This is a genomic window from Sinorhizobium terangae (assembly GCF_029714365.1).
Taxonomy (GTDB): domain Bacteria; phylum Pseudomonadota; class Alphaproteobacteria; order Rhizobiales; family Rhizobiaceae; genus Sinorhizobium; species Sinorhizobium terangae.
On the sequence record NZ_CP121660.1, the window covers coordinates 1120241 to 1141575 of the forward strand.

The 21335-nt window shown below is 61.2% G+C and carries 24 protein-coding genes and 1 pseudogene; 11 read left to right on the plus strand and 14 right to left on the minus strand.

All coding sequences use genetic code 11. The annotated features are described in order from the left end of the window. Nucleotides 1-278 precede the first annotated feature (278 nt). The 6 genes from QA637_RS23890 to QA637_RS23915 form a co-directional block, all read right to left on the minus strand. Nucleotides 279-1325, minus strand: coding sequence for an alpha/beta fold hydrolase (locus QA637_RS23890; protein WP_283065106.1), 1047 nt, complete (start codon nucleotides 1323-1325; stop codon nucleotides 279-281). A 194-nt stretch (nucleotides 1326-1519) separates the two neighbouring features. Beyond that, a complete protein-coding gene (locus QA637_RS23895) occupies nucleotides 1520-2458 on the minus strand; it encodes a GlxA family transcriptional regulator (RefSeq protein WP_283065107.1) in 939 nt (312 codons plus the stop codon). 194 nt (nucleotides 2459-2652) lie between these two features. Beyond that, nucleotides 2653-3456, minus strand: a complete 804-nt coding sequence (locus QA637_RS23900) for an SDR family NAD(P)-dependent oxidoreductase (RefSeq protein ID WP_153437623.1) — start codon at nucleotides 3454-3456, stop codon at nucleotides 2653-2655. Nucleotides 3457-3589: 133 nt separating this feature from the next. After that, the gene (locus QA637_RS23905; RefSeq protein ID WP_153437622.1) at nucleotides 3590-3727 is read right to left on the minus strand and encodes a hypothetical protein; all 138 of its coding nucleotides are present in this window, start codon (nucleotides 3725-3727) and stop codon (nucleotides 3590-3592) included. 142 nt (nucleotides 3728-3869) lie between these two features. Next, a complete protein-coding gene (locus tag QA637_RS23910; protein WP_283065109.1) occupies nucleotides 3870-5630 on the minus strand; it encodes a cytochrome c biogenesis protein DipZ in 1761 nt (586 codons plus the stop codon). Nucleotides 5631-5821: 191 nt separating this feature from the next. Continuing rightward, a complete protein-coding gene (locus QA637_RS23915) occupies nucleotides 5822-6496 on the minus strand; it encodes a type 1 glutamine amidotransferase domain-containing protein (protein ID WP_283065111.1) in 675 nt (224 codons plus the stop codon). 254 nt (nucleotides 6497-6750) lie between these two features. Here QA637_RS23915 and QA637_RS23920 point away from each other — a divergent pair, with 254 nt between their 5' ends. The 3 genes from QA637_RS23920 (at nucleotide 6751) to QA637_RS23930 (ending at nucleotide 8860) form a co-directional block, all read left to right on the plus strand. Continuing rightward, a complete protein-coding gene (locus tag QA637_RS23920; protein WP_283065113.1) occupies nucleotides 6751-7683 on the plus strand; it encodes a LysR family transcriptional regulator in 933 nt (310 codons plus the stop codon). A gap of 144 nt (nucleotides 7684-7827) precedes the next feature. Beyond that, nucleotides 7828-8541, plus strand: coding sequence for an SDR family NAD(P)-dependent oxidoreductase (locus QA637_RS23925; protein ID WP_153437618.1), 714 nt, complete (start codon nucleotides 7828-7830; stop codon nucleotides 8539-8541). A 79-nt stretch (nucleotides 8542-8620) separates the two neighbouring features. Further along, nucleotides 8621-8860 (plus strand): tautomerase family protein, encoded by a 240-nt coding sequence (locus tag QA637_RS23930; RefSeq protein ID WP_283065114.1) that lies wholly within the window; start codon nucleotides 8621-8623, stop codon nucleotides 8858-8860. 387 nt (nucleotides 8861-9247) lie between these two features. Here the strand turns inward: QA637_RS23930 and QA637_RS23935 are convergent, their stop codons facing one another. The 3 genes from QA637_RS23935 to QA637_RS23945 form a co-directional block, all read right to left on the minus strand. Then, nucleotides 9248-9610, minus strand: coding sequence for a hypothetical protein (locus tag QA637_RS23935; RefSeq protein WP_283065115.1), 363 nt, complete (start codon nucleotides 9608-9610; stop codon nucleotides 9248-9250). Nucleotides 9611-9774: 164 nt separating this feature from the next. After that, the gene (locus QA637_RS23940; RefSeq protein ID WP_283065117.1) at nucleotides 9775-10692 is read right to left on the minus strand and encodes a nucleotidyl transferase AbiEii/AbiGii toxin family protein; all 918 of its coding nucleotides are present in this window, start codon (nucleotides 10690-10692) and stop codon (nucleotides 9775-9777) included. Further along, on the minus strand, nucleotides 10679-11410 hold the full coding sequence (locus QA637_RS23945) for a type IV toxin-antitoxin system AbiEi family antitoxin domain-containing protein (RefSeq protein ID WP_428843139.1): 732 nt from the start codon (nucleotides 11408-11410) through the stop codon (nucleotides 10679-10681). Before QA637_RS23945 ends, QA637_RS23940 begins: the two co-directional genes overlap by 14 nt. 188 nt (nucleotides 11411-11598) lie before the next feature. On the opposite strand from QA637_RS23945, the gene QA637_RS23950 reads away from it, so the two are divergent. The 3 genes and pseudogenes from QA637_RS23950 to QA637_RS23960 all read left to right on the plus strand — a co-directional run bounded on the left by QA637_RS23950 (nucleotide 11599) and on the right by QA637_RS23960 (nucleotide 13157). Then, nucleotides 11599-11829, plus strand: a complete 231-nt coding sequence (locus tag QA637_RS23950; RefSeq protein WP_283065119.1) for a DUF2188 domain-containing protein — start codon at nucleotides 11599-11601, stop codon at nucleotides 11827-11829. A 426-nt stretch (nucleotides 11830-12255) separates the two neighbouring features. Next, nucleotides 12256-12366, plus strand: a pseudogene (locus tag QA637_RS23955) (nitronate monooxygenase); the annotation flags it as partial. Next, on the plus strand, nucleotides 12333-13157 hold the full coding sequence (locus QA637_RS23960; protein ID WP_234886802.1) for an NAD(P)H-dependent flavin oxidoreductase: 825 nt from the start codon (nucleotides 12333-12335) through the stop codon (nucleotides 13155-13157). The pseudogene QA637_RS23955 and the gene QA637_RS23960, both read left to right, overlap by 34 nt. Here QA637_RS23960 and QA637_RS23965 read toward each other — a convergent pair. From QA637_RS23965 to QA637_RS23985, 5 genes are all read right to left on the minus strand, one after another. Further along, a complete protein-coding gene (locus QA637_RS23965; protein ID WP_283065122.1) occupies nucleotides 13124-13891 on the minus strand; it encodes an SDR family oxidoreductase in 768 nt (255 codons plus the stop codon). The genes QA637_RS23960 and QA637_RS23965 overlap by 34 nt on opposite strands. A 33-nt stretch (nucleotides 13892-13924) precedes the next feature. Then, entirely contained in the window at nucleotides 13925-14542 is a 618-nt protein-coding gene (locus tag QA637_RS23970; RefSeq protein ID WP_428843169.1) for an HAD family hydrolase, read from the minus strand. Nucleotides 14543-14705: 163 nt separating this feature from the next. Continuing rightward, complete coding sequence (locus tag QA637_RS23975; protein WP_283065123.1) at nucleotides 14706-15368, minus strand: metallophosphoesterase family protein; 663 nt, start codon at nucleotides 15366-15368, stop codon at nucleotides 14706-14708. A gap of 307 nt (nucleotides 15369-15675) precedes the next feature. Then, complete coding sequence (locus QA637_RS23980; protein WP_283065124.1) at nucleotides 15676-16056, minus strand: hypothetical protein; 381 nt, start codon at nucleotides 16054-16056, stop codon at nucleotides 15676-15678. A 208-nt stretch (nucleotides 16057-16264) separates the two neighbouring features. Next, nucleotides 16265-17971: a phosphoethanolamine transferase gene (locus QA637_RS23985; RefSeq protein WP_428843140.1), complete on the minus strand. Its 1707-nt coding sequence runs from the start codon at nucleotides 17969-17971 to the stop codon at nucleotides 16265-16267. Between the two features lie 254 nt (nucleotides 17972-18225). On the opposite strand from QA637_RS23985, the gene QA637_RS23990 reads away from it, so the two are divergent. From QA637_RS23990 to QA637_RS24010, 5 genes are read left to right on the plus strand one after another with little or no spacing between them, the layout of a single operon-like run. Then, the gene (locus QA637_RS23990) at nucleotides 18226-18507 is read left to right on the plus strand and encodes a PepSY domain-containing protein (protein ID WP_153437613.1); all 282 of its coding nucleotides are present in this window, start codon (nucleotides 18226-18228) and stop codon (nucleotides 18505-18507) included. Beyond that, nucleotides 18504-19058 carry a cytochrome b/b6 domain-containing protein gene (locus QA637_RS23995; RefSeq protein WP_283065127.1) on the plus strand — a complete coding sequence of 185 codons (555 nt, stop codon included), beginning with the start codon at nucleotides 18504-18506 and terminating at the stop codon, nucleotides 19056-19058. The genes QA637_RS23990 and QA637_RS23995 overlap by 4 nt, the downstream gene beginning before the upstream one ends. 13 nt (nucleotides 19059-19071) lie before the next feature. Then, entirely contained in the window at nucleotides 19072-19746 is a 675-nt protein-coding gene (locus QA637_RS24000; protein WP_153437611.1) for a response regulator transcription factor, read from the plus strand. Continuing rightward, the gene (locus tag QA637_RS24005; RefSeq protein WP_283065128.1) at nucleotides 19743-21095 is read left to right on the plus strand and encodes a sensor histidine kinase; all 1353 of its coding nucleotides are present in this window, start codon (nucleotides 19743-19745) and stop codon (nucleotides 21093-21095) included. Before QA637_RS24000 ends, QA637_RS24005 begins: the two co-directional genes overlap by 4 nt. Nucleotides 21096-21152: 57 nt before the next feature. Next, nucleotides 21153-21311, plus strand: coding sequence for a CBS domain-containing protein (locus QA637_RS24010; protein ID WP_283065130.1), 159 nt, complete (start codon nucleotides 21153-21155; stop codon nucleotides 21309-21311). Nucleotides 21312-21335: the final 24 nt, after the last annotated feature.

Consider the following 21335-nt stretch of genomic DNA (forward strand, 5'->3'; position numbering starts at 1 on the left):
ACTGCCTTGTTCGACTGTCGAGGCAGACTTGGCACTCTGCACGTGTCTCGGATGTTTCGGGACGGGCGCGAAATGTCAGCCAATCCTCACAGAATAGAGGACAGACACATTGCGATACGAATGCACGTCACGCGCTCGGGTGGCTCACTGCTCGTCATCGGCAACTCCGGAGAAGCCGGAGGTACCGATGAAGCCCTGATGATGCGTCTTGCACACTAGAGTGGTCGTCACCAGCGCGGTACACGAGTTCGGACATCACCGCCTGCTGGCGAAGTTGATCAGAAACGATCGACGTCGACCACGGCCTGGGCAAATGCTTGTGGTGCCTCCTGCGGCAGGTTGTGGCCGATGCCGCCGGTGACCGACCGGTGCTCATACCTGCCCGAGAACTTCTTGGCATAGGCTGCGGGCTCCGGATGCGGCGCGCCGTTGGCATCGCCCTCGAGCGTGATCGTCGGCACGCCGATCGATGGGAGTTTGGCGAGCTTCGCTTCCAGATCATCGTATTTCGGCTCGCCGTCAGCCAGGCTGATCCGCCAGCGGTAATTGTGGATCGTGATGTCGACATGATCCGGGTTTTCGAATGCCGCTGCGCTGCGATTGAAGGTGGCGTCGTCGAAATTCCACTTCGGCGACGCGAGCTGCCAGATGAGCCTCGCGAATTCGGCGCGGTTTTGCTCGTAGCCGGCTCGGCCGCGTTCGGTAGCGAAGTAGAACTGGTACCACCAGGCGAGTTCCGCCTTTGGCGGCAAGGGCTTCTTATTCAGGTCACGGCTGCCGATCAGATAGCCGCTCACCGAAACCAGGGCCTTGCACCGCTCCGGCCAAAGAGCGGCGATGATGTTGGCGGTGCGCGCGCCCCAATCGCAGCCCGCGATGACCGCCTTCTGGATCCCCAGCGCATCCATCAGGTCGATGATGTCGGCGGCGATTGCCGACTGTTGGCCGTTGCGCGGCGTGTCGGGCGACACGAAGCGTGTCGTCCCGTAGCCGCGCAGATAGGGAACGATCACGCGGTAGCCGGCCGTGGCCAGCAAGGGCGCCACATCGACATAGGTATGGATGTCGTAGGGCCAGCCATGCAGAAGAATGACCACAGGGGCGTCGCTCGCACCGAGCTCGGCATAGCCGACATTGAGCAGGCCGGCCTCGATCTGCTTGAGCGAGGCGAAGGATGTGTTCGTGCCAGGTGCGGTCGCAGGAATGCGGACCTCAGTGGCTGATTGTGCATGGGCGATGCTCGTCATGCCGAGTTTGGCGGCTGCGACCGTCAATGCCGCCATGCCCATGAAATGCCGCCGCGGCTGGTTGATTTGCTCTGTCATCGACTTCTTCCCCGATTGCGTGAAGACAGCGACAGGTGCCGGCACCCACTTGTCTTCACTGTGTCCTCAGCCGGCGAAATTGAAAGCCAATGTCGAAATCGGGCGCGCAGACATATTGAGATACAATTTCATGCCGCTGCGTCGGCACTCGCCGAGGTTGGCGAAACACCAGATCGGGGGCCGCTTCCGGCTGCCTATGCGCTTTCGCGCGCATTCCGCCGGATCGTTTGTGGCGGCTGGCCGAGCGTGCGAAGGAAGGCCCGGCGCATGCGGTCGCGGTCGGCAAAGCCGGTTTCCTCGGCGATCACGTCCATGGAATGCCGGCCCTGCTCCATCATCAGCCGGGCCGCCTCCACGCGAATATTCTCCACCGCCTTGGCCGGCGACTGTCCGGTCTCGGCCCGAAACGCCCGGCTGAACTGTCGCGCGCTCAGCCCGGCCGCATCCGCCAGCTCTTCCACCGACAGGACTCCGCGCAAGTGAGCCTTGGCGTAGTCGATCGATCGCTGGATCCGGTCAGACTTCGGATCGAGCTCGAGCAATGCGGAGAACTGCGACTGGCCGCCGGCGCGCCGATGATAGACGACGAGCTTGCGGGCGGCCGCGCGTGCAATGTCCTGGCCGTGGTCCTTCTCGATCATCGCAAGCGCGAGATCGATGCTCGCCGTCATCCCGGCAGACGTCCACACGCTTCCGTCGACAATGAAGATGCGATCTTCCTCTAGCTTGACCGTCGGGAACCGCTCCTGGAACTGGCGCGCGAAGGCCCAATGGGTCGTCGCCCGACGCCCGTCCAGCAGGCCAGCTTCGGCGAGGATGAAGGCGCCCGTGCATGGGGCCGCTACGCGCCGCGCCGTTTCGAGCGCATGACGCGCGAACTCGATCAATCCCGCCGTCATCGGCTCGATCGTTGAGCTGGCGCCGAACATCACCGTGTCATAGGCGGCGTCATCGAAGGCTTTCGTGAGGACACCGAAGCCGGCGGACGCTTTGACCTCCCCGCCCGTTTCCGAAAGCAGCTCTATCTCGTAGGCCGGCTCTCCCAGCGCGATATTGGCCATCTCGAAGGCGGTCACCGCCGCGAAGCCCATGAGCTGGAATCCTGGAAAGACGACAAAGCCGATCCGATGCATGACGCAATTCCCTGGCTGGAATTGCTGTATATATGGCATCTGCGACATGACATAAACCCTGTGGTGTCTCGCTCATCTTTTCGGCCTTTCGAATGCCCGCCGTCGCTATCGCGCTTTCGACGACTGGTCGTGCATTCATCATTTGAGGCGGTACGCGCTCCGGAGCGCATACCGTATCGCTCCAAGAGAACGCGTTAGCCGGCCGCTGCTCGATATCGGGCGGCGGGGACACTGCGGGAAAGGTTCGGCATCAGCTTCTGGCGGGCTGCCTCGTAGGCATCCCAATCAGCGGCGTCCGGCAGTGCCGGTATCGTGATCCGTTCACCCATATCGAAGCCCGCGAGCGCCGCGTCCACCATGTCCTCGGCAGGCATCACGATCTCACTCGGCACATGTTCCAGCGGCGTTCCGGCAATGCCCCAGAAATCGGTCGCCGTCGCGCCGGGGAGTACGGCCTGGATGCGGATATTCTTCTCGGCAAGCTCCTTCTGAAGCGACAAGGTGAAAGCGAGGACGAAGGCCTTGCTGCCGCCGTAGACGCCGTTCAGCACTTCCGGTGCGATGCCGACGATCGAAGCGATGTTGATGATCGCACCGGTCCCGCGTGCCGCAAAGCTGGGCACCGCAGCATAGGTCAGCCGCGTCAGCGCGCTGACATTCAGCGTAATCATCTCTTCCATCTTCTCGATATCGGAGTTGAGCAGCGGGGCGGTCGCGCCAACGCCGGCGTTGTTGACCAACATGGTGATGCTGGCGTCGGTCTGAAGGATCTTCTCGACGCGATGGACATCGGCCTTATTACCGAGATCCGCGGTGACCACCTCGACGCTGCGGCCGGTGTCGTCGGCAAGGCGCCTGGCCAGTTCACTTAGGCGGGCACGGTTGCGAGCGACCAGGATCAGATCATATCCCCTGCGCGCCAGGCGATCGGCATAGATCGCACCGATGCCCGAGGATGCGCCGGTGATAAGCGCGGTACCTTTCGAATGCTGGGTCATGAGGGACTCCGTTCCGTTGGATTTGGAGCCCTGATACTAGTCCGAAACGACAATGTCTCAAATGTCATATATCCGGCATTTTAGGACATAGCGCGTCGGCTGTTTCTGTCCGGGGGGCAACGCCGTCGGGACATCACCGTCGGGCGTCGGCCGGAACTATCGCCCCGCCGAAGAGCGCGACGATCGCCGACGGCTCCCGCGGATCGGAATCCCAGGCACAGGGCGCGGCGGCGAGCGCGACGATGGCAATGCCCATCACAAGAATGCGCATGTGAACTCTCCTCTTTTGCGTCTGACCATAGTGATTGTGACGCTGGCGGGGTACCGCGGCAGCCCGGTGGAGGCGGTCGAGAGACGGAACCCCTTCGCCGCTCGACCGGGCAGCATCCCTCGCTGCCCGAGGCTTGCTTCCGCTATCCAAACGTGAATACGAATGCTTCAACACCTGGATCAAGGAAGCGGATCTCGAACGTCCGCTCCCGCACCTCTCCCGATTGGCGTACGAGTTGATAGAGCCGCGTTTCCGAAACCGTACCGTTGCCATCGCGGTCGACGTCCGAACCGTGATCCGGACCCGGTGAAACGCCGTCGACCTTCACCTGAAAGCGCACTTCCCTGTCGCCGGCCCCTCGTCCGAGGACGAGGTGCAGGTCGCGGGCGCTGAACCTGTAGGTGATGCCTCCGCCGGCGCGATTGAGTGTCGCCTGCTCAGGCCCGACGGTCCAGTTGCCGGCGAGGCCCCACTGGTTGAGGCGAGGCTTTCCGGTCGTATAGTCGCGTGGCTCGTCGGCCGCGACACCTTCGGGCGATACGAAGTTCGCGGCACGCATGTAGCCGACATAGTCCTCGCCCGACTGCAGATTGGCGAAGTCGGGCGCGGTCTCGGCACCCTTTGCCTCCGGCCTCACGAGATCGCTGCCGTTCCGGTGGCTGCCCGCCGCTTCCGCCAGCAGTTCCTGTATGACGCGCTCGGACTGCTCGTATTCGCCCTCTCCGAAGTGGTGATATCTGATCCGCCCCTCGGCATCGATGAAATAGTGCGCCGGCCAGTAGCTGTTCCCGAAGGCGCGCCAGATCGCGAAGTCGTTGTCGATCGCAACGGGATAGCCGATCTTGAAATCCTGTACCGCCCGCCTGACGTTGTCGATACTCTTCTCGAAGGCGAATTCAGGTGCATGCACGCCGATGACCACTAGCCCCTGGTCCCGGTATTTTTCAGCCCAGGCGCGAACATAGGGGATCGTCCGAATGCAATTGATGCAGGAGTAGGTCCAGAAATCGACGAGCACGACCTTGCCGCGCAGTTCTTCCACTGTCAGCGGCTTGGAATTCAGCCACTCTACGGCACCGTCGAGCGGTGGGAGAATGCCTTCCACCGGCAAGCTGCTTCGATACGTCTGCCGCTGACCGTTCGCGGCCGATGCGGCACGATTTACAGTTGCCGCTCCGGAGGTGTCGGCACCCAGACGGTTCAGGAGCGACTGCTCAAGATTCGCCGTGCCCGCATAAGACAGGCGTGCCAGCATCCCCGTATCGAGGCCGAGCGCAATTGCCGCGACGCCGGCGAGCACGGCGATGCCAAGCACCTGCCGCAGACGCTCGCCAAGACCGAGCGACCGCTTCATCGCCGCGAACACCCTTCCGCCGGCGAGTACAGCGAGGGCGAGCGAGGTGGCCGCACCCGCCGCGTAGGCGGTGAGCAGAAGAGTCGTCTCGACGTTGGCGCCGTGGAGTGCGGCACCGGTCAGGACCAGCCCAAGAATCGGCCCGGCGCAGGGCGCCCATAGAAGCCCCGTTGCTACGCCAAGGAGCAGAGGTGCTCCAACGCTCGCCTTCTGCGCGGCCGTCTGTCGTGCGAGCCGGTTGCCGAGGGCGACTGCCGGCCGGGTGACGATCGCTGCAACCTGCGGCGAAAGCAACATCACGCCGAAGACCGCGAGCACCACTATCGCCGCATATCGGCCGGCCTCATTCGCCTGGACGGCCCAGTCCCCGCCGATCGCAGCAAGCGTCGCCACGCCCGCGAATGTCACGACCTTTCCGAGGAGCATCGGAAGAATGCTCCTCGTGAATGGTTGACCGGCTCGGGAAAACACGAAGGGCAAGACAGGAAGGATGCAGGGGCTGACAATGGTCAGCACGCCTGCGAGATAGGCTATCGTGAAAAGGATCATCGTCGTCCCTCTGCAATGAACCAACGCCTTATTCAGCGTCGGTCGCGCTTGACACGCGCAGCAAGAGACCAGAGCGAAGTATCCGGCTTGTGTCCTCCTCCAAGCGGATGTGTATCAAAATGCTGCAGGAGGTCCCGGGAACCTCCTGTACCCGCAAATGCCGCCGGCGAACCAGCCCGTGCTGGAGACGGCTACTGCAGAAGCTTGAGCAGTTCCTTGGCAGCCGAGGTCGAGGAAGAAGGGTTCTGTCCGGTAATTAGCCGCCCATCCACGACCGTGAAATCAGCCCAGTCGGCGGCTTTTTCAAAGCGCCCGCCCAGACGTTTCAATTCGTCCTCGACAAGGAACGGCACGACGTCGGTCAGTTGCACCGCCTCCTCCTCGGAATTGGTGAAGCCGGTAACGCGCTTTCCTCTGACGATGGGCTGCCCCTGGTGAGTGACCTCTTTGAGAACAGCCGGGCCATGGCAGACGGCCGCGACCGGCTTACCGGTGTTGTAGAAATCCTCGATCAGGGCGATCGAGTTCTTGTCGTCGGCGAGATCCCACAGGGGGCCATGTCCACCCGGATAGAAGATTGCGTCGAAGCCGTCGGCTTTGACGTCGCCGAGCTTTATGGTAGTTGCCAGTGCCTTCTGGGCCGCCGGATCTTTCTTGAAGCGCTCCATCGCCTCGGTCTGGTTGCCCGGCTCGTCGCTCTTGGGATCGATCGGCGGCTGGCCGCCCTTCGGCGAGGCGAGCGTGATCTCCGCACCGGCGTCCTTGAAAACATAATAGGGTGCAGCGAACTCCTCGAGCCAGAAACCCGTCGGTTTGCCGGTGTTCCCGAGTTGGTCATGCGAAGTCAAAACCATCAAGATTTTCATCGTCATTCTCCCTCTTTTGAGGCGCCCAAACGTGGGATCGCCGGGATAATTCTCGAACTCGGGGCTTGGTGCCATGAGGATAGCTCGTCCATGACCACACGGGCACAGATGTTCCAGCTTCTCAGCCTATTCCTGGTACTTGGCCGGATATTGGCCGATTGCAGCGGCTTCCTCTGCACCATATTTACTTCTTGCCGCCTTCGCGGGAATACTTGGTGCACGGCAGTCACTCTCCCGAAAAACGGCAGAATAAGATGGATCGCATCGATGCAATGAAAGTGTTCGTTACTGCGATCGACGAGGGCAGCCTCGCCAGCGCCGCTCGCCGGTTGAAGCGATCACCGACGGCGGTCAGCCGGGCGCTGAGCTTCCTGGAGGCCCATGTCGGTGTCGAGCTCTTGCATCGCACGACCCGCACGCTCAAGCTGAGCGAGGCCGGGCAACGCTATGCGGCCGCCTGTCGGCGGGTGCTCACCGACCTCGAGGAAGCCGACATGCTCGCAGGAGGAGAGCGTTCCGCGCCCCGTGGGATGTTGACGATTTCGGCGCCACCAATCCTCGGCGAAGAGGTGCTTCGCCCCATTGTCGATGACTTCCTTGACCTCTACCCCGCCGTGTCGGCCCAGCTTCTTCTTCTCGATCGGTTCGTCAACCTGGTGGATGAAGGAGTCGACATCGCCTTGCGCATCGGCCATCTGGCGGATTCGTCGCTCATCTCCACGCGGATCGGCGGCGACGTGCGGCGGGTCGTGGTCGCCTCGCCTCGATACCTCGCCAATCATCCTCGTATCGATGAACCTGCGGACCTCGCCAAGCATCAGATCGTGGCCTTCACCAATTTCGGTCTTGAGTCCTGGAGCTTTACGCCCGCGGAGGGCTCGTCCATCCCCAGAACGGTCCAGTTCACGCCGAGAAGCATCGTCAACAGCGTGCGGGCTGCAGCCGCCTCAGCGGCCGCGGGCCACGGCGTGACCCGGCTCTATTCCTACCATGTCGCGGAGTATGTGAGAGACGGGCGCCTCAAGATCGTGCTCGCCGACGCCGAGCATCCGCCCCTGCCGGCACATATGCTCGCACCCCAAGGTCGCATGTCGGTGCCGAAGGTCCGTGCCTTTGTCGACTTCGCCGCGCCGCGTCTACGCTCCGAATTTGCTCGCTTGGCGGCAGAATCGGGTACGCTCGGCTGATTATGCCGATTCGCGAATGAGTGTCCGCCAACCGCTGGCAATTCTCCCAAAGATCGGACGGATCTAACTTCGATTGCACCAACGCCGAGGGCGGAGGGCGGACGCAGGGAAGCGGCCGCTGCAATCGAAAAAAGGATCACGATCATGGCTACCGAACAGAAAGTCGTCATCATCACCGGCGCGTCACAGGGCATCGGCGCGGGGTTGGTTCGCGCCTACCGCGACCGAAACTACCGCGTCGTCGCCACCTCCCGGTCCATAAGGCCGAGCGCTGACCCGGATATTCACACGGTCGCCGGCGATATCAGCCAGCCGGAGACCGCGGAACGGATCGTCCGAGAAGCGCTCGAACGCTACGGCCGCATTGACACGCTGGTCAACAATGCAGGCGTCTTCCTCGCAAAGCCGTTCGTCGAAATGTCCGAGGAGGACTACGAGCATAACCTCGGCGTGAACGTGGGCGGCTTCTTCCACATCACCCGGCGCGCTGCGGCCGAGATGCTGAAGCAGGGCTCGGGCCACATCGTCAGCATCACCACCAGCCTGGTCGACCAGCCGATGGTCGGCATACCGTCCGCCCTTGCCTCCCTGACCAAGGGTGGCCTGAACGCGGTGACTCGGTCGCTGGCGATGGAGTTCTCGAAGAGCGGCGTTCGCGTCAACGCGGTCTCCCCGGGGATCATCAAGACGCCCATGCATGCGCCCGAGACGCACTCGGCGCTGGCCGGACTGCACCCGGTCGGCCGCATGGGCGATATCCGCGACATCGTCGACGCCGTTCTTTACCTCGAGTCCGCCGGTTTCGTCACCGGCGAGATCCTCCACGTCGATGGCGGCCAGAGTGCCGGACGCTGGTAACCCGCACAATGGAGAGCGGCCGCGCTGTAGCGGCGCGGCCGCGGTCAACGACGAAAAAATTTTCACAAAGGAGACTGCAATGCCTATCGTCACCGTACAGGTTACCCGTGAGGGAAGCGTACCGGGCCGCAATTCGGTTACCGCCGAGGAGAAGGCCGCCATCATCAAGGGCGTCAGCGAGGTGCTCCTCAACGTCCTGAACAAGCCGCTTGAATCAACCTATGTCGTGATCGAGGAGGTCGACCTCGACAATTGGGGCTGGGGCGGCCTTCCCACCGTTCAATACCGCCAAAGACGGGCCGCAGAGGCAAAGTCCTGACGCCCCAACCTAGGCGTTTGCCGCCTGTCGGTGCGCCCCGCAGGCGGCAAGCGATCCCACACACGCGAGAAAGCGACTGGAACTTGCGGAGATCGAACATGGCAACGATCATGCACAACTATCCCGCTCGATACCCCACGGGCATTGCGGATCACACATAGTACCAGACAATCACAGAAATGGAGTGTTTTCAGCCGCTTAGCGGTCTCAGTTTTCACGAAAAAACGTCGTCGATAGACTCCTCAGTTTATTTATCCAAAACAAATACTCAAGAGAATTCCCGTGAGCTCGCCTCTACTGTGAGCCTTTTGGTGGTCGACGAAATTTGGCCGGCCTCGGCCGCAAATTCCCTCGCGCGGAATTCAGTCACGCGTTCAATTCGATTGATCAGGTAGCTGCGACAGTTAAGCAACCGATGACGGGATTCTGTCGATCGTCCAGAGCAATCGGATCGCGGCGATACCTCGCAATTCGTGCTCGCATTTCAGAGCGGCTGGAAACGCCATTCTTGAGGGCAAAGGCCTCCCAGGTCAGAGACAGCGGCGCGATTGACGCATGACCGAAGATGCTGCCACCAACGATGAAGTTGTTTGGCGCATGTAGCTTGAAGCGAAACAGCTCGCCAGGCTGGAGCGCCCGAAACTGCGTGGTGCCGCTGGGCTGCCAGAAATTAACTTCGTCATGTGGAGCGGACGCGCTCAACCGGTCAAACCAGGATCTGTCCGTAACAGCGACGAAGAGCCGGACCATAGTCTAATCTCTCAGCTCCGCTGTGTTCTGAAGCGCCAACCTCCTGGCACTCCATATGGCGATCTCCGCGGTCTGCGAGCGAACCGTTGCGGAGCACAATGTCCAGGTTGTCGCCCTCGCCCCATTCCGTTTCATTTCGGCGTCCCCTACGCGTCCCACTTCTCTCATGTCGCAAGTGCCTGCCAGAGATCTGACAGCAGCTTTTCGCGCCGGCCCTCCGAAAGTTTGGCCAAGTTGTCGACCTTCCAGCGCACCGCCGGCAGCTCCGCCGCTCCAGGTACTCCAAGCAAATCCCAGTCAGGTTCGCTGGCCTTGAAGGAGAGGAGAAAACGCCGGTGCTCGGGAGGCATCCTGCCAACGACCTCGGCGATTAAAGCTTCACGGGCATCGTACAACGCCTCCAGGGTCACGGGCTCTTCCGTCATGCCGGCAAACCCCGCGTCGAACTCCTGGCGCAAGTCTTTGCGCGTCGGCGCCAAGACCTCCCCCATCGGTCTGTTGTGGCTCAGGATGTAGATAATGAAGGCGCGCCGCAGCGCATCAGATATGCCCTCATTAGCAAGGAGATCCCTGACATCGAACAGATCACGCGGGTGCTGCCGATCCAACGCGGCGACGATCTTGCCAGCATAGAGGTCCGGGAAGGATACGACAGGAACCTCGGCATAGCCGAAGAGCTCTTCCACCCGGTCGCAAACCGCCCGTGTCTCGGGACAGTAGACGCAGCCACGAATGACAGGCGTCACCTCGATCTTGATCTGCACACCGTGGGAGGCGACCAGCACCTTTGTTGCGGCACCTTCGTTATGCAACGGCACGACCTGCGTGCGGCTACGCGGTACATTCTCGCCTATCCGGGCAGCAATCCGTCGTATCGCAGCGTCGATATTGCCGAGGGAAGTCGCGCGATCCTCGACCGGCAGATAAGTCAGGTCGATATCGACCGACAGGCGGGGAAGGTCTCTGACGAAGAGATTGATGGCCGTGCCACCCTTCAATGCAACGACAGGCTCCTCAGCAACGAGTGGCAGGACCCGAACGAGGAGGCTGACTTGCGCGCGGTAAGCATCAGACGCCGGCATCGAGTGTCTCCGGCACAGTGATCTGATACTTGCTGTCCAGCCGACCTCCAACCACGATCTGGCGCTTGCCGCGACCAAGGTCGATACGTTTGAGATCGAGCCGACCGAACCATGGATGGGCGTGCCGCTCCGCGAGCCAGAGAAACAGCCTCTTCACCTTCACACTGCGGCAGGCTTCCAGCACTGCTTGAACCCGCTTCGGGCTCAGAGTGCGAACCGACTCCATTAGGACATCCGCCTGATGGAACGTCTCCTGGGACGGAAGCAGGTCAAGAAGCTCGCAAAGCGCGCGCTCGGGCGCGGAGACATCGAGTTCCCATCCCCAATGTCCCCATGCAATGCGTGTCCTCCCCGGCGCGTCGGCATCGAAGAGCTTGTCTGCCTTGTGTTCGACGAACTGAGCGTCAGTCGGTATCCGCTCAACCCAGCCAGGCAAACTGCCAAAAACATAGAGGTGGATTTCAGGCTTGCCCGAAAAGCGAAGGTAGTGCGTCAGGCCTTGAAGCTCGAGTGCGCTGCGACCGCCGACGTGCACGGATTTGTCAAGGAGACGCTGGAGCGAGATGACCACGCGCTGCCATGCTACGGTCTGCTCGACGTTGCCGGTTGGCCGCTGATAGACGCCGCGGACTACACCTTCGAGCCAACCCTGCGCTACGTACTTTTCCCGCCACTGCCGACGGTAGCCGTGTTTCTCCAGCCAAGCGGTGTCAACCACCAGCCCCTCGGGGAGCAGGCGATGAAGCTGGTTTATCTTTTCGTTCTTTTGACCTACCATTGGTGGGTGAAAATAGCACGAGTCCAAACCGCAGGACAAGTTTGAGTTTCGGTATTTTCGACCCATCAACGGTAGGCATAAAAGCTCAACATTTAAACCACCAAGACACAACGCATCTGAAGAAGGAAATGGCCAAGCTGCCGAAATTCATGCTTACGCACAATGACACAAAGGATCGGTGGGACCTGACCAAAGACGGCGCGCGCCGTCCCACGACGACCTTCGCCACCAAAGCCGAGGCCACCAAAGGTGGCGCCCTCGAGAAGGCTGTCGGCAAGGCCGGCGGATCGGTGAAAATTCAGAAGGTTGCACCGTTCATCAAAATCGGCAAGCGGTTCTATACCCGGTCAACAAGCTAGATCGCTGGGATCGTTCAAACCTCGTCCTACGCCAACGCACGCGACATCTCCCTTTTGATACCGACCGGGGCCGGCGGGATGTATACGTCGGGATGAGCCCCCGTCCGTTGGCGGAGGCAAAGCCTGAGCGAACGAGCCCGAACACTGCTTCCAGTGCGGCCGTTGTTGCGACCTGCGTTCTCCCGTAACTGTAGTTGCCACAGAATCTCGTGATCCTGCATGCGTTTCCGGAAGCGGGAAGGATCAGGCGGAGTACGTCGGGATGGTCACAGAACGTTATTTGTTCCAGACACCAAACCCATACCCCAGTTCATCCGCACACACGCATAACATACTGATAAACAAAGAATTATTTCTTTGGTTATTTTGGTACACAACAATGCTTTTCGAAAACTGGGGCTGAAGCATCCCCTCATTGTCGCACCGATGGCGGGCGGTCCTTCATCGCCTGAGCTTGTGGCAGCAGCGTCAGCCGTAGGCGCACTGGGGTCAGCCGGTGCGGCTTGTTCAAGTCCGGAGGAGATCGAAAAATTCGCCGCTCAAGTTCGTCGGCGTACCGATCGGCCCTTCGCGCTCAACCTCTTCATTCCCCCCCGATCCCCCAGATTGATCCCGGCACGGTCGAGCGAGCATTCGCAGCCACTGCCAAGTACCGCGCCGAAGTCGATCCGGCGCCCGCGGCCTTCTCGGGACCGTATGCGGAAGACTTCGATGCACAGTTCGAGGCGGTCCTCCGGGTCCGACCGGCTGTCTTCAACTGCGTCTTCGGACTGCCGTCGGCCCAGCATATGCGCGCCGCACGACGGGCTGGCATGCTCCTCATCGGCACTGCCACAGCGCCGGAGGAAGCGCAGCTCCTTGAAGAAAGTGGCGTCGACGCGATCACACTTCAGGGCTTCGAGGCCGGCGGTCACCGCGGCACTGGCGGTGCCGATGGGCACGGCGTTCCTGGCCAGCGCCGAAGCGGCGCCCTATTGGTCGAAGCTTCTGGAACCCACACGAAAGACACGGACGACACGGGTCTTTTGGGTCGCCTGGCACGCGGGATTGAGAACCGCTTCATGGACGAAATGAAGGCCGAGGCAATCATGCCCTTTCCCGCGCAGAACAAGTTCACGCGCGATATCAGGAGCGCATCGGCGGCCGGCGGTTCGGCGGATTTCCAGTCGTTATGGGCCGGCGCAGGACAAGGAGATCTATGGCAGGGCCCGGCATCCGAACTGATCGACCAACTCTTCTCGAATGAAGGAACAGTCGGGACGAAGGCGCGCCAGTGGCTAGGCGAACTCGATGGTCAAAGGCAGGTCGTGATTCCGCCATCGACATAAAGCGTGTGTCCATTGACGAAGGATGATGCACGGCTGGCAAGAAAGACAGCCGCGCCGACGAGCTCATCAACCTCGCCCCAGCGCGCAGCCGGTGTCCGCTTTTCCAGCCACGAAGAAAACTCTTCGCTGTCGACAAGGGCCTGGTTCAACGGCGTCTTGAAATAGCCCGGTGCAATGGCGTTCACCTGCAGGCCGTGCTTTGCCCAGTCGGCGCACATGCCGCGCGTCAGGTTTTTCACTGCACCCTTGGTCGCGGTGTAGGGGGCGATCCCGGGACGCGCGAGCTCGCTTTGCACCGAGGCGATGTTGATGATCTTGCCCTGCCTGCGCTTGATCATGTGCCGTGCGACCGCCTGGCCGGCGTGGAAAACGCTGGAGACATTCGCCCTCAGCAGTTGCTCCCAGCGCTCGGCCGGAAAGTCCTCGAGCGCCGTGCGGAACTGCATGCCGGCATTGTTGACCAGGATGTCGATCGGCCCGATATCCCGCTCGATCGCGTCGATGCCGTGCCTGACCGCATCGTGGTCGGTGACGTCGAAATCGGAAACCGACACCTCATGTCCGGCATCCCGCAGCGATTTTGCTGCACTTTCCAGTTTCGAGCGGTCCCGGCCATTGAGAACGATCGAGGCACCATGCTCGGCGAGACCACGCGCCAGCGCGTAGCCGATGCCCTGCGACGAGCCGGTGACAAGGGCACGCCTGCCTGTGAGGTCAAAAAGTGGAAAAGCCATTGCTGTGTTCTCCTGCGCCATGTCGCCCCCGCCTCAGCGATTAAGCCGATGCAGCGCCAGACGCCCGTCTTCGCCGAGGCGGGCTTCGACGTCGGTGTAGTGCGCGAGCGTGATATGAGGCGTGTCGGCGGCCGCGACATGTGCGCCGGTGATGACCGCGACCTCCGCCCCCGCTGCTCTTCCTGCAAGGATGCCGGCCGGCGCGTCCTCGAAGACGAGGCAGTCCTCCGCGCTGACGCCCAGCCTTCCGGCGGCAAGAAGGTAGCCTTGCGGGTCGGGTTTTCCGGCCGATACATCTTCACCGGTTACCATCAGCCGCGGCGTCGGTACCCCTGCAGCGGCAAGGCGGCGGACCGCGAGTTCCAGCGGCGCGGAAGTGACGATTGCCCATTTCTCCGGTGGCAGGGAGTTCAGAAATGCGACGGCGCCCGGAATTTCGACGATGCCCTCGACGTCCGCGATTTCCGCAGCGGCCAGTTCGCGGGCTTCATGTTCGGCGTCGACCGCGAGGCCCAGCGTGCGGATGACATCGGCCGCGCGCACGCCGTGTACGGACTTCATCAGAATTTCGCGATCGACCCCGTTGCGGACTGCCCAGGCCCCCCAGACCCTTTCGACGACGGCCATCGAGTTGAGCAACGTTCCATCCATATCGAATAAAAGGGCGGCAAAGCTTTTCGTGAAGAGCGATGAATTCAACTGATCCAAGCCAATCCCCTTGGTAATGGAAGCGAGCGACGAGCGCACGGGTATAATCTTGCGCACTGCATGACAATCCCTCGCTTCCAGTGATGCCACTTGAAAGCGGGATGATTTAGCCGTCCACGCTCTCGGCGACGAGAAAACCGACCGGGCCGCCCGGCTGGTCGTCGTCGAAGACGGCGCAGGAAAGCACGCCGCCGAATACGGCTCCGGAATCGACATTGGTCCTGTTGCCGACTGTCCTGGGATTGCTTCGGCTCGGCGTATGGCCATGGCACAGATGCTTGCCCCAGTAATCGCCGGAATGATTCGACGGGGTTCTGATCCAAAGCAGGATGTCGTCGCCCTGCTGGTCCAGCGGAATATTCTCGTCGACCCCGGCGTGCACGAAGATGCGATACTGATCGACAATGATGGACGGCCTCTCGGCCATCCAGACAAGGTGGCTCAAGGGTATTGCTCCGCCATAGGATGCCATGGTCTCGTCGCCGCCGTTCATGAGCCACGCGCTCATCTCGGCGTAGCCTCTTCGTGCGGCCAGCAGCATTTCTTCATGATTACCCTTGAGGGTCAGCCATTCCCAGCCGGGCTTCGTCGGCCCCGCCATTATCCGCTCGACCACACCACGACTCTCCGGCCCCCGGTCGATCAGATCGCCAAGGAATATGATCCTGCCGCTCGGCACGGCGGATTCGATGCTTGCCAGTAGGGCTTCGAGCTGCGCCAGGCATCCGTGAATGTCACCGACTGCGAAGGTGAGACGTCGGGCATTCATGCATTGGATCTCCTGCACTCGTTCAGGGTGGCGTTCTCCGCTTGATGAGAATCGACCGTCGACGCTGCATGTTTCCTTAAATCGTGGCCGATTAAGGATAAAAACATGCAACGATTCAAAGTGCTACAGCGACCTTTGTGCGGCTGAAAGGACGCGCGGCACTGTAGTGATGGGCGCTTCCGGATGCGGTGGCGCCGGAAGTCGGCACAAGCTCTAGCGCATATTCTTGCCCAGGAGAATCCAAATTCTGAAAAAATGCGCGGTAACTCAAAATGTTACGGCAGCCTTCTCAAGTCGCGTGAACCCTTCAACTGTGCGCGGAGCCCTTCGGGATCGCGGAGCTGACGATGGACACAGGATCGCTTGCAGGAAACGTATCTTCCAGCCCCTCTTCCAGTTGCTCTTCCATCGCGTGCTGATCATGAGTCTGGCGGGCGTTGGCAAGCGCACCTTCCGGGACCGATGGAGATCGTCTCGTCCCGGTGATGCCGGGAAGCGCCTCGTCTGCCTCCATGGCTGCGGCAAGAATCTGCTTTGCCCGCGCGACGACGTTAAGTCGGTTGAGCGTACCTTCGGCATTCTGCGGGCAGGAAACCGAAACGATCTCTCCGGTCGCGCCTATGAATTCAACAGTGAAACCCGTCTTGCCGCCGCGCTCCGCATAGACCTGAATTCCGACGAACTGCATCGATCAAACTCCTTCCGCGCATGTGCCACGAAGGTCGCGATGAAGTCGATCAGGCGCCCAGCGGCCACTTACAAGAAACGCTCGGGTGGCGTCTTGTTTCGCGGAGTCTATCAGATTTGCAGGCCAGCCGACAGCTTTGCCGGCGACCGATGTCACCCTGCGACAGCGTCCTTTGCGCGTCTGACAAGACGCGTGGCGCTGTCGTGTGTCAGAGGAGGCCCGAGACCGGGTTAACAATCGATTGGCTGTCCACGGCGTGGTATCCGGGCGCCGCTTTACCGGCATCGGGTCGCGTGCACGAGGCGAACGCGTCGAGGGCGCGGTTGTAGACCTTGGTCTCAACGTCCATCATTCCAAGCACCGTATGGAACAGATTGTCGTGTGATCTCGGTTGATCGCTCTCCTTCGCCAGGCAGCCGGTATCGACCCCCATCACCGCTTGATACGATTTGGAGAACCATGCGATGAAGGGTATCCGGGTCTGCTCCTCCGGCGCGATGGCATAGGGTGCGCCGTGCAGGTAGATGCCGTTCTCTCCGAGCGACTCGCCGTGATCCGACATGTAGATCATCGCGCCGGCAAGGCGATCCTGATGCTTCTCCAGAAGCTTCGCGACGCTTGCCAGGACGTGGTCGGTGTAGAGGATCGTGTTGTCATAGGCGTTGACGATCTCGGCCGTTGTGCAGCGCATCAGTTCAGGCGTGCGGCAATCGGGGGTGAACCGGCGGTACGCCTCGGGATAGCGCAGATAATAGGACGGTCCGTGGCTGCCGAGCTGGTGGAGGACGATGACGCTGTTTCGAGTGGTGGCGCCGAGCTTGCGGTCCAGTTCACCGAGGAAGATTTCATCGAGGCATTCGCCCTTGTGGCACAATGGGCTGTTCTTCTGCTTCGTCATGTTGGCGAAGCTGATGAGGTCGGCGATGCCTTTGCTGCCGGTGTTGTTGTCCCACCAGGTGACCGATACACCCGCGTGGGTGAGGACGTTGACAAGGTTTTCGGTCGAACGCGCCTTCCAGTCGCTGTAGTCGGCGCGCGGGTAGACCGAGAACATGCAGGGTAGCGACACTGCCGTCGCCGTGCCGCAGCTCGTCGTATTGGAGTAGTTGACGGCGCCAAGCGCCTTCAGTTCCGGATTGGTCTCGCGGCCGTAACCGTTTAGCCAAAAGTTCATCGCCCGGGCCGTCTCCCCGGCAACCACGATGACGACCACGGGTTTTCCGGCTTGTGCAATACGGCCGCCCTGGTGTGCGTCGGTGCCGAGCGGTTGGACGACGAGATTGCGCTCACGATAGGTCGACAGGCCGTAGCGTGCCGCGGCGATAATCGGCCCGGTGGGGTTGAACCTTTTCATCAGGTCCGTGTGCTCCCGCAGCACATAGGCGTAGGTTGCGAAGTTGGAGTAGACCAGGCCGCCGGCGGCAAAGAGCGCGGCGGTCACAAAGAGAAAATTGACGACAAACTTTTGCAGAAAGCGACGATGGCGGACCTTGACCCACGCCACGATGAGCGCGGGAACGAGACCATAGACCACCAGGTGCTGCGCAAGGCTGCCTGTCAGGAGATGGCTGGACTCGGCTGGCGTCGTAACCACGGCGCTGCCGATCATGTCCCTGTCGACGATGACGCCGAATGCGTCGGCGAAATAAGAGGCGGAGGCCGATACCAGGATGAAGAATATCAATGCCGGCTTCATCAGGTATTTGACCGACATCGGGATCAGTATCGAAAACAGCGCAAGGTAGAGCGCCGCGCCGAAAAATAGCAGGCTCGTTTTCGAATCCCCGAAATAGCGGTCCGCATGGGTCCAGAAGGTATTGTTGGTCGCCAGAAGCAAATAAGCGGCGGCGATGGCACACAAGGCTACGCTGCCGATCTCAGGCCGGCGAATTCTTGAAAAGGTCAAAACACTCATCTCCAAAACGACGAACAGGCCGGTGCCGAAGCGCGCACCGGCTGTCCTTTTTGGCGGCGTGCAGCCGAATCGCCGCCACGTCTAAAGTCCGTCGGCAGTACTGCGGATAAGCTGTCGAAGTCCTGTCGGGAGTTTGCGGAGCAAGGGTCGAGGAGGGCGGCGCCTGCATTTCGAGATGCGGACAGTTGCCAGACAGCAAGACAAGGGCACGGTCGGCACTGCCACTGCTTGAGCTGGTTTCTGATGGAGCTGTTATGAGAACGATTCTTTTCTGTGCCCTCGCGGTCGCCGCCCTGCCCGCCTTCGCGCTTGCAGACGACGACAGCGTGTCCTGCACGACAAAACCGCAGTCCGCGTGGATGAAGCTTGAGGTCGCCGCCTCAAAGGTTGAGGAAGCCGGCTATTCGGATGTGCGCAACATCAAGGCGACCGGTTCCTGCTACGAGATATATGCCTTCACGGCAAAGCACGAGCGCGCCGAGGTTTACATGAATCCCGTGACCGCCGAGATCGTCAAAGCGGAGGTGGAGGATTGACGTCGCCGGCCGAAAGTCGGGAGGCGGCCTCCGGCGTCCGCGAAGTTCTCGTCTGGGACCCGATCGTCCGGCTTTTTCACTGGGGCGTCGTTCTGTGCTGCGCCCTCGATCTCTTCCTGCTGGCGCCCGGAAAAGCGGCGCACCGTTACGTCGGCTATGCCGCACTGTTATTGCTCGCCGTCCGTTTCGTCTGGGGTTTCATCGGCACCAGATATGCGCGCTTCGCTGACTTTGTTCGCGCACCTCCAGTGGTTCTCCGCTATGCGCGCGCCGCTGCCACTGGCACAGCCGAAAGACACATTGGCCACAACCCTGCCGCCGGCTGGATGATGGTGTTGCTGATGGCATTGCTGGCGGTCGTCATTGTGTCCGGATGGCTGACGACGCTCGACGCATTCTGGGGCAACGAGACGCTCGAAGAGGCACATGAATTCGTCGCGAATTCCATCATGGTGCTTGCCGGTGTGCATGCCGCCGCGGCCATTTTCGAAAGTTGGCACCTCAAGGAAAACCTCATATGGTCGATGGTCACCGGTCGTAAGAAGGCTTGATCCAGGAAACCATATGCGCCTCCTGCTCGTGGAAGACAGTCCCCGCCTCATCGAGCTCGTGGGAGAGACAATGCGTGACGCCGGCTGGCGACTTGATGCGGTATCGACACTTCACGATGCCGAGGCGGCGATCGCCGCGCAGGAACACGATCTCGTGCTTCTCGACCTTGGGCTGCCTGACGGTGACGGTCTCGATCTCTTGAAGTGGATCCGGCGTGAGCATCCCGGACTTCCGGTCTTGATCATAACCGCCCGGGGATCGGTCGATGAACGCATCATGGGGCTCGATGCCGGCGCCGACGACTATCTCGTCAAACCCTTCCATCACCGTGAATTGCTGTCGCGCTGCCGGGCCATGCTGAGGCGCAATCCGCATGCGATACAGCCGGTCCTGGAGGCCGGTGCGTTGCGTTACGATCCGGCCACGGCCGACCTTACCTGCGACGGCGCCGTCGTGCCGCTGCCTCCTCGCGAGCGCTCCCTGATGGAGATCCTGATGCGCGAGGTCGGGCGCGTCGTTCCGAAGCGCAGGCTCGAGACGGCGCTTTCGGAATACGGGCAGGAAATCAGTTCCAATGCACTGGAACTTGCCGTTTCCAGGGTGCGCAAACGACTGCAGCCCCTCGAAACCGGAGTGCAGATCGAGACCGTGCGTGGAATTGGCTACCTGCTCAGGACCGGCGCATGAAAAGAAGAAATCCGTCTCTGATCGGTATCGTCGCGCGCCGCATCATCGCTTTTTCCCTGCTCGCGATGGCGCTGCAGATCGGCGTGGTCTTCGCCGACTATTGGTTCGACGATGACAAGCTCAGCGTGCTCATGCTGCAGCAGGAGACCGAGACCCTATCAAGAGGGATCGTGAACCGGGGCGGCGTGCTGACCTACAAGCCGGATCATGAACTGCGCGAGCGCTATCTGGAACGCCGCGGCCGCGATGGTGCGATCTATGTCCGGGTGCGCACAGCCTCCGGCTCGGTGCTCTTTTCCAATTGCACGACGGAGTGCGCGGCGCATTTCCTGCCGCTCAGCGTCAACGCACCGAATTTCTGGAAGCGGCTGATCGCGCCGGGCAAGCCCTTCAGTATCGCCGGGGGCCAGTCCTTCGAACGCGACGGCGTGCCGGTTCTTGTCGAGCTTGCGATTCTCAAGGACCCGAACGGCTTCATGTTCAGCGCCCTGCTTCATGAAATGTTCGATTCGATGATCGTGCCGATGACCCTGATGTTCTGTCTCGTCATCGGCGCAACCATCTGGTCGATCCGCAGCGCGCTGCGCCCGGTGGCGGTGGCTGTCAAGGCGGCTGACGCGATCGACCCGCGCGACAGCGGCGCGCGTCTGCCGGCGACCCGCATGCCGCAGGAAATCGAGCGCCTTGTCAGCGCCGTCAACCGGCTGCTGGTCCGTGTCGCCGATCTGATCCAGTCGCAAAAGATATTTTCGTCCTCGATCGCCCACGAGATACGTACGCCCGTCTCGATCGCCAAGATGGAACTTAGCCGCATCGCCGACCCGCGTGCGCGCAATGCCGAGCGCGATCTCGATGCGCTGACGCATATCCTCGAGCAACTGACGTCGCTCGCACGTGCCGATGCCGTCGACCCCTCCGCCTATCAGCGTGCAAATCTCTCCCTTATCGGAGCCGAGGTCACGGAGATGACGGCGCCACTCGTGTTCGATCAGGACAAGTCGATCGAATTCGTCGACCACGGCACGACGCCGGTCACCGTTATTCCCGCGCTCGTTGAAAACATGCTGCGCAACCTGATCGAGAATGCGGTAAAGCATAATCCGCCGGGCACACGCATCGTGGTGACCTGCGGCCCCGGCCCTCAGGTCTCGGTCGAGGACAATGGCAACGGGCTGGTCGATTTGCCAGAGCATCGCGAGGATCTCGGCTACGTCAAGCGTTCGGGCCAGATCGGCCTCGGATTGAAGATCGTTCACCGGATCAGCGAGTTGCACAAGGCAAGGATTGCGATCGACACAGCGCCCGATCAAGGGACGAAGGTCACGATCGATTTCGCCACCGCAGCTTAAGGTCCTTTTCCGCGAAATGGCGTTGCCCTCGGATCTTTCGTGGGCACGATGCATCGCATGCCGGTGGTCGACGCCGACAGCCGCGTGATCGGCATCGTGACGCACTCCGACCTTATCCGGAGCCTTGTTCCAGCGGCGGTTCGACAGCGCCGGGGAGTCGCGGAACGCTGCCTGAGCCTCCGACCCGCTTTGTTCAAACCGAATTCATTCGATTGACTTAATCAGTTGAATGAGGTAATT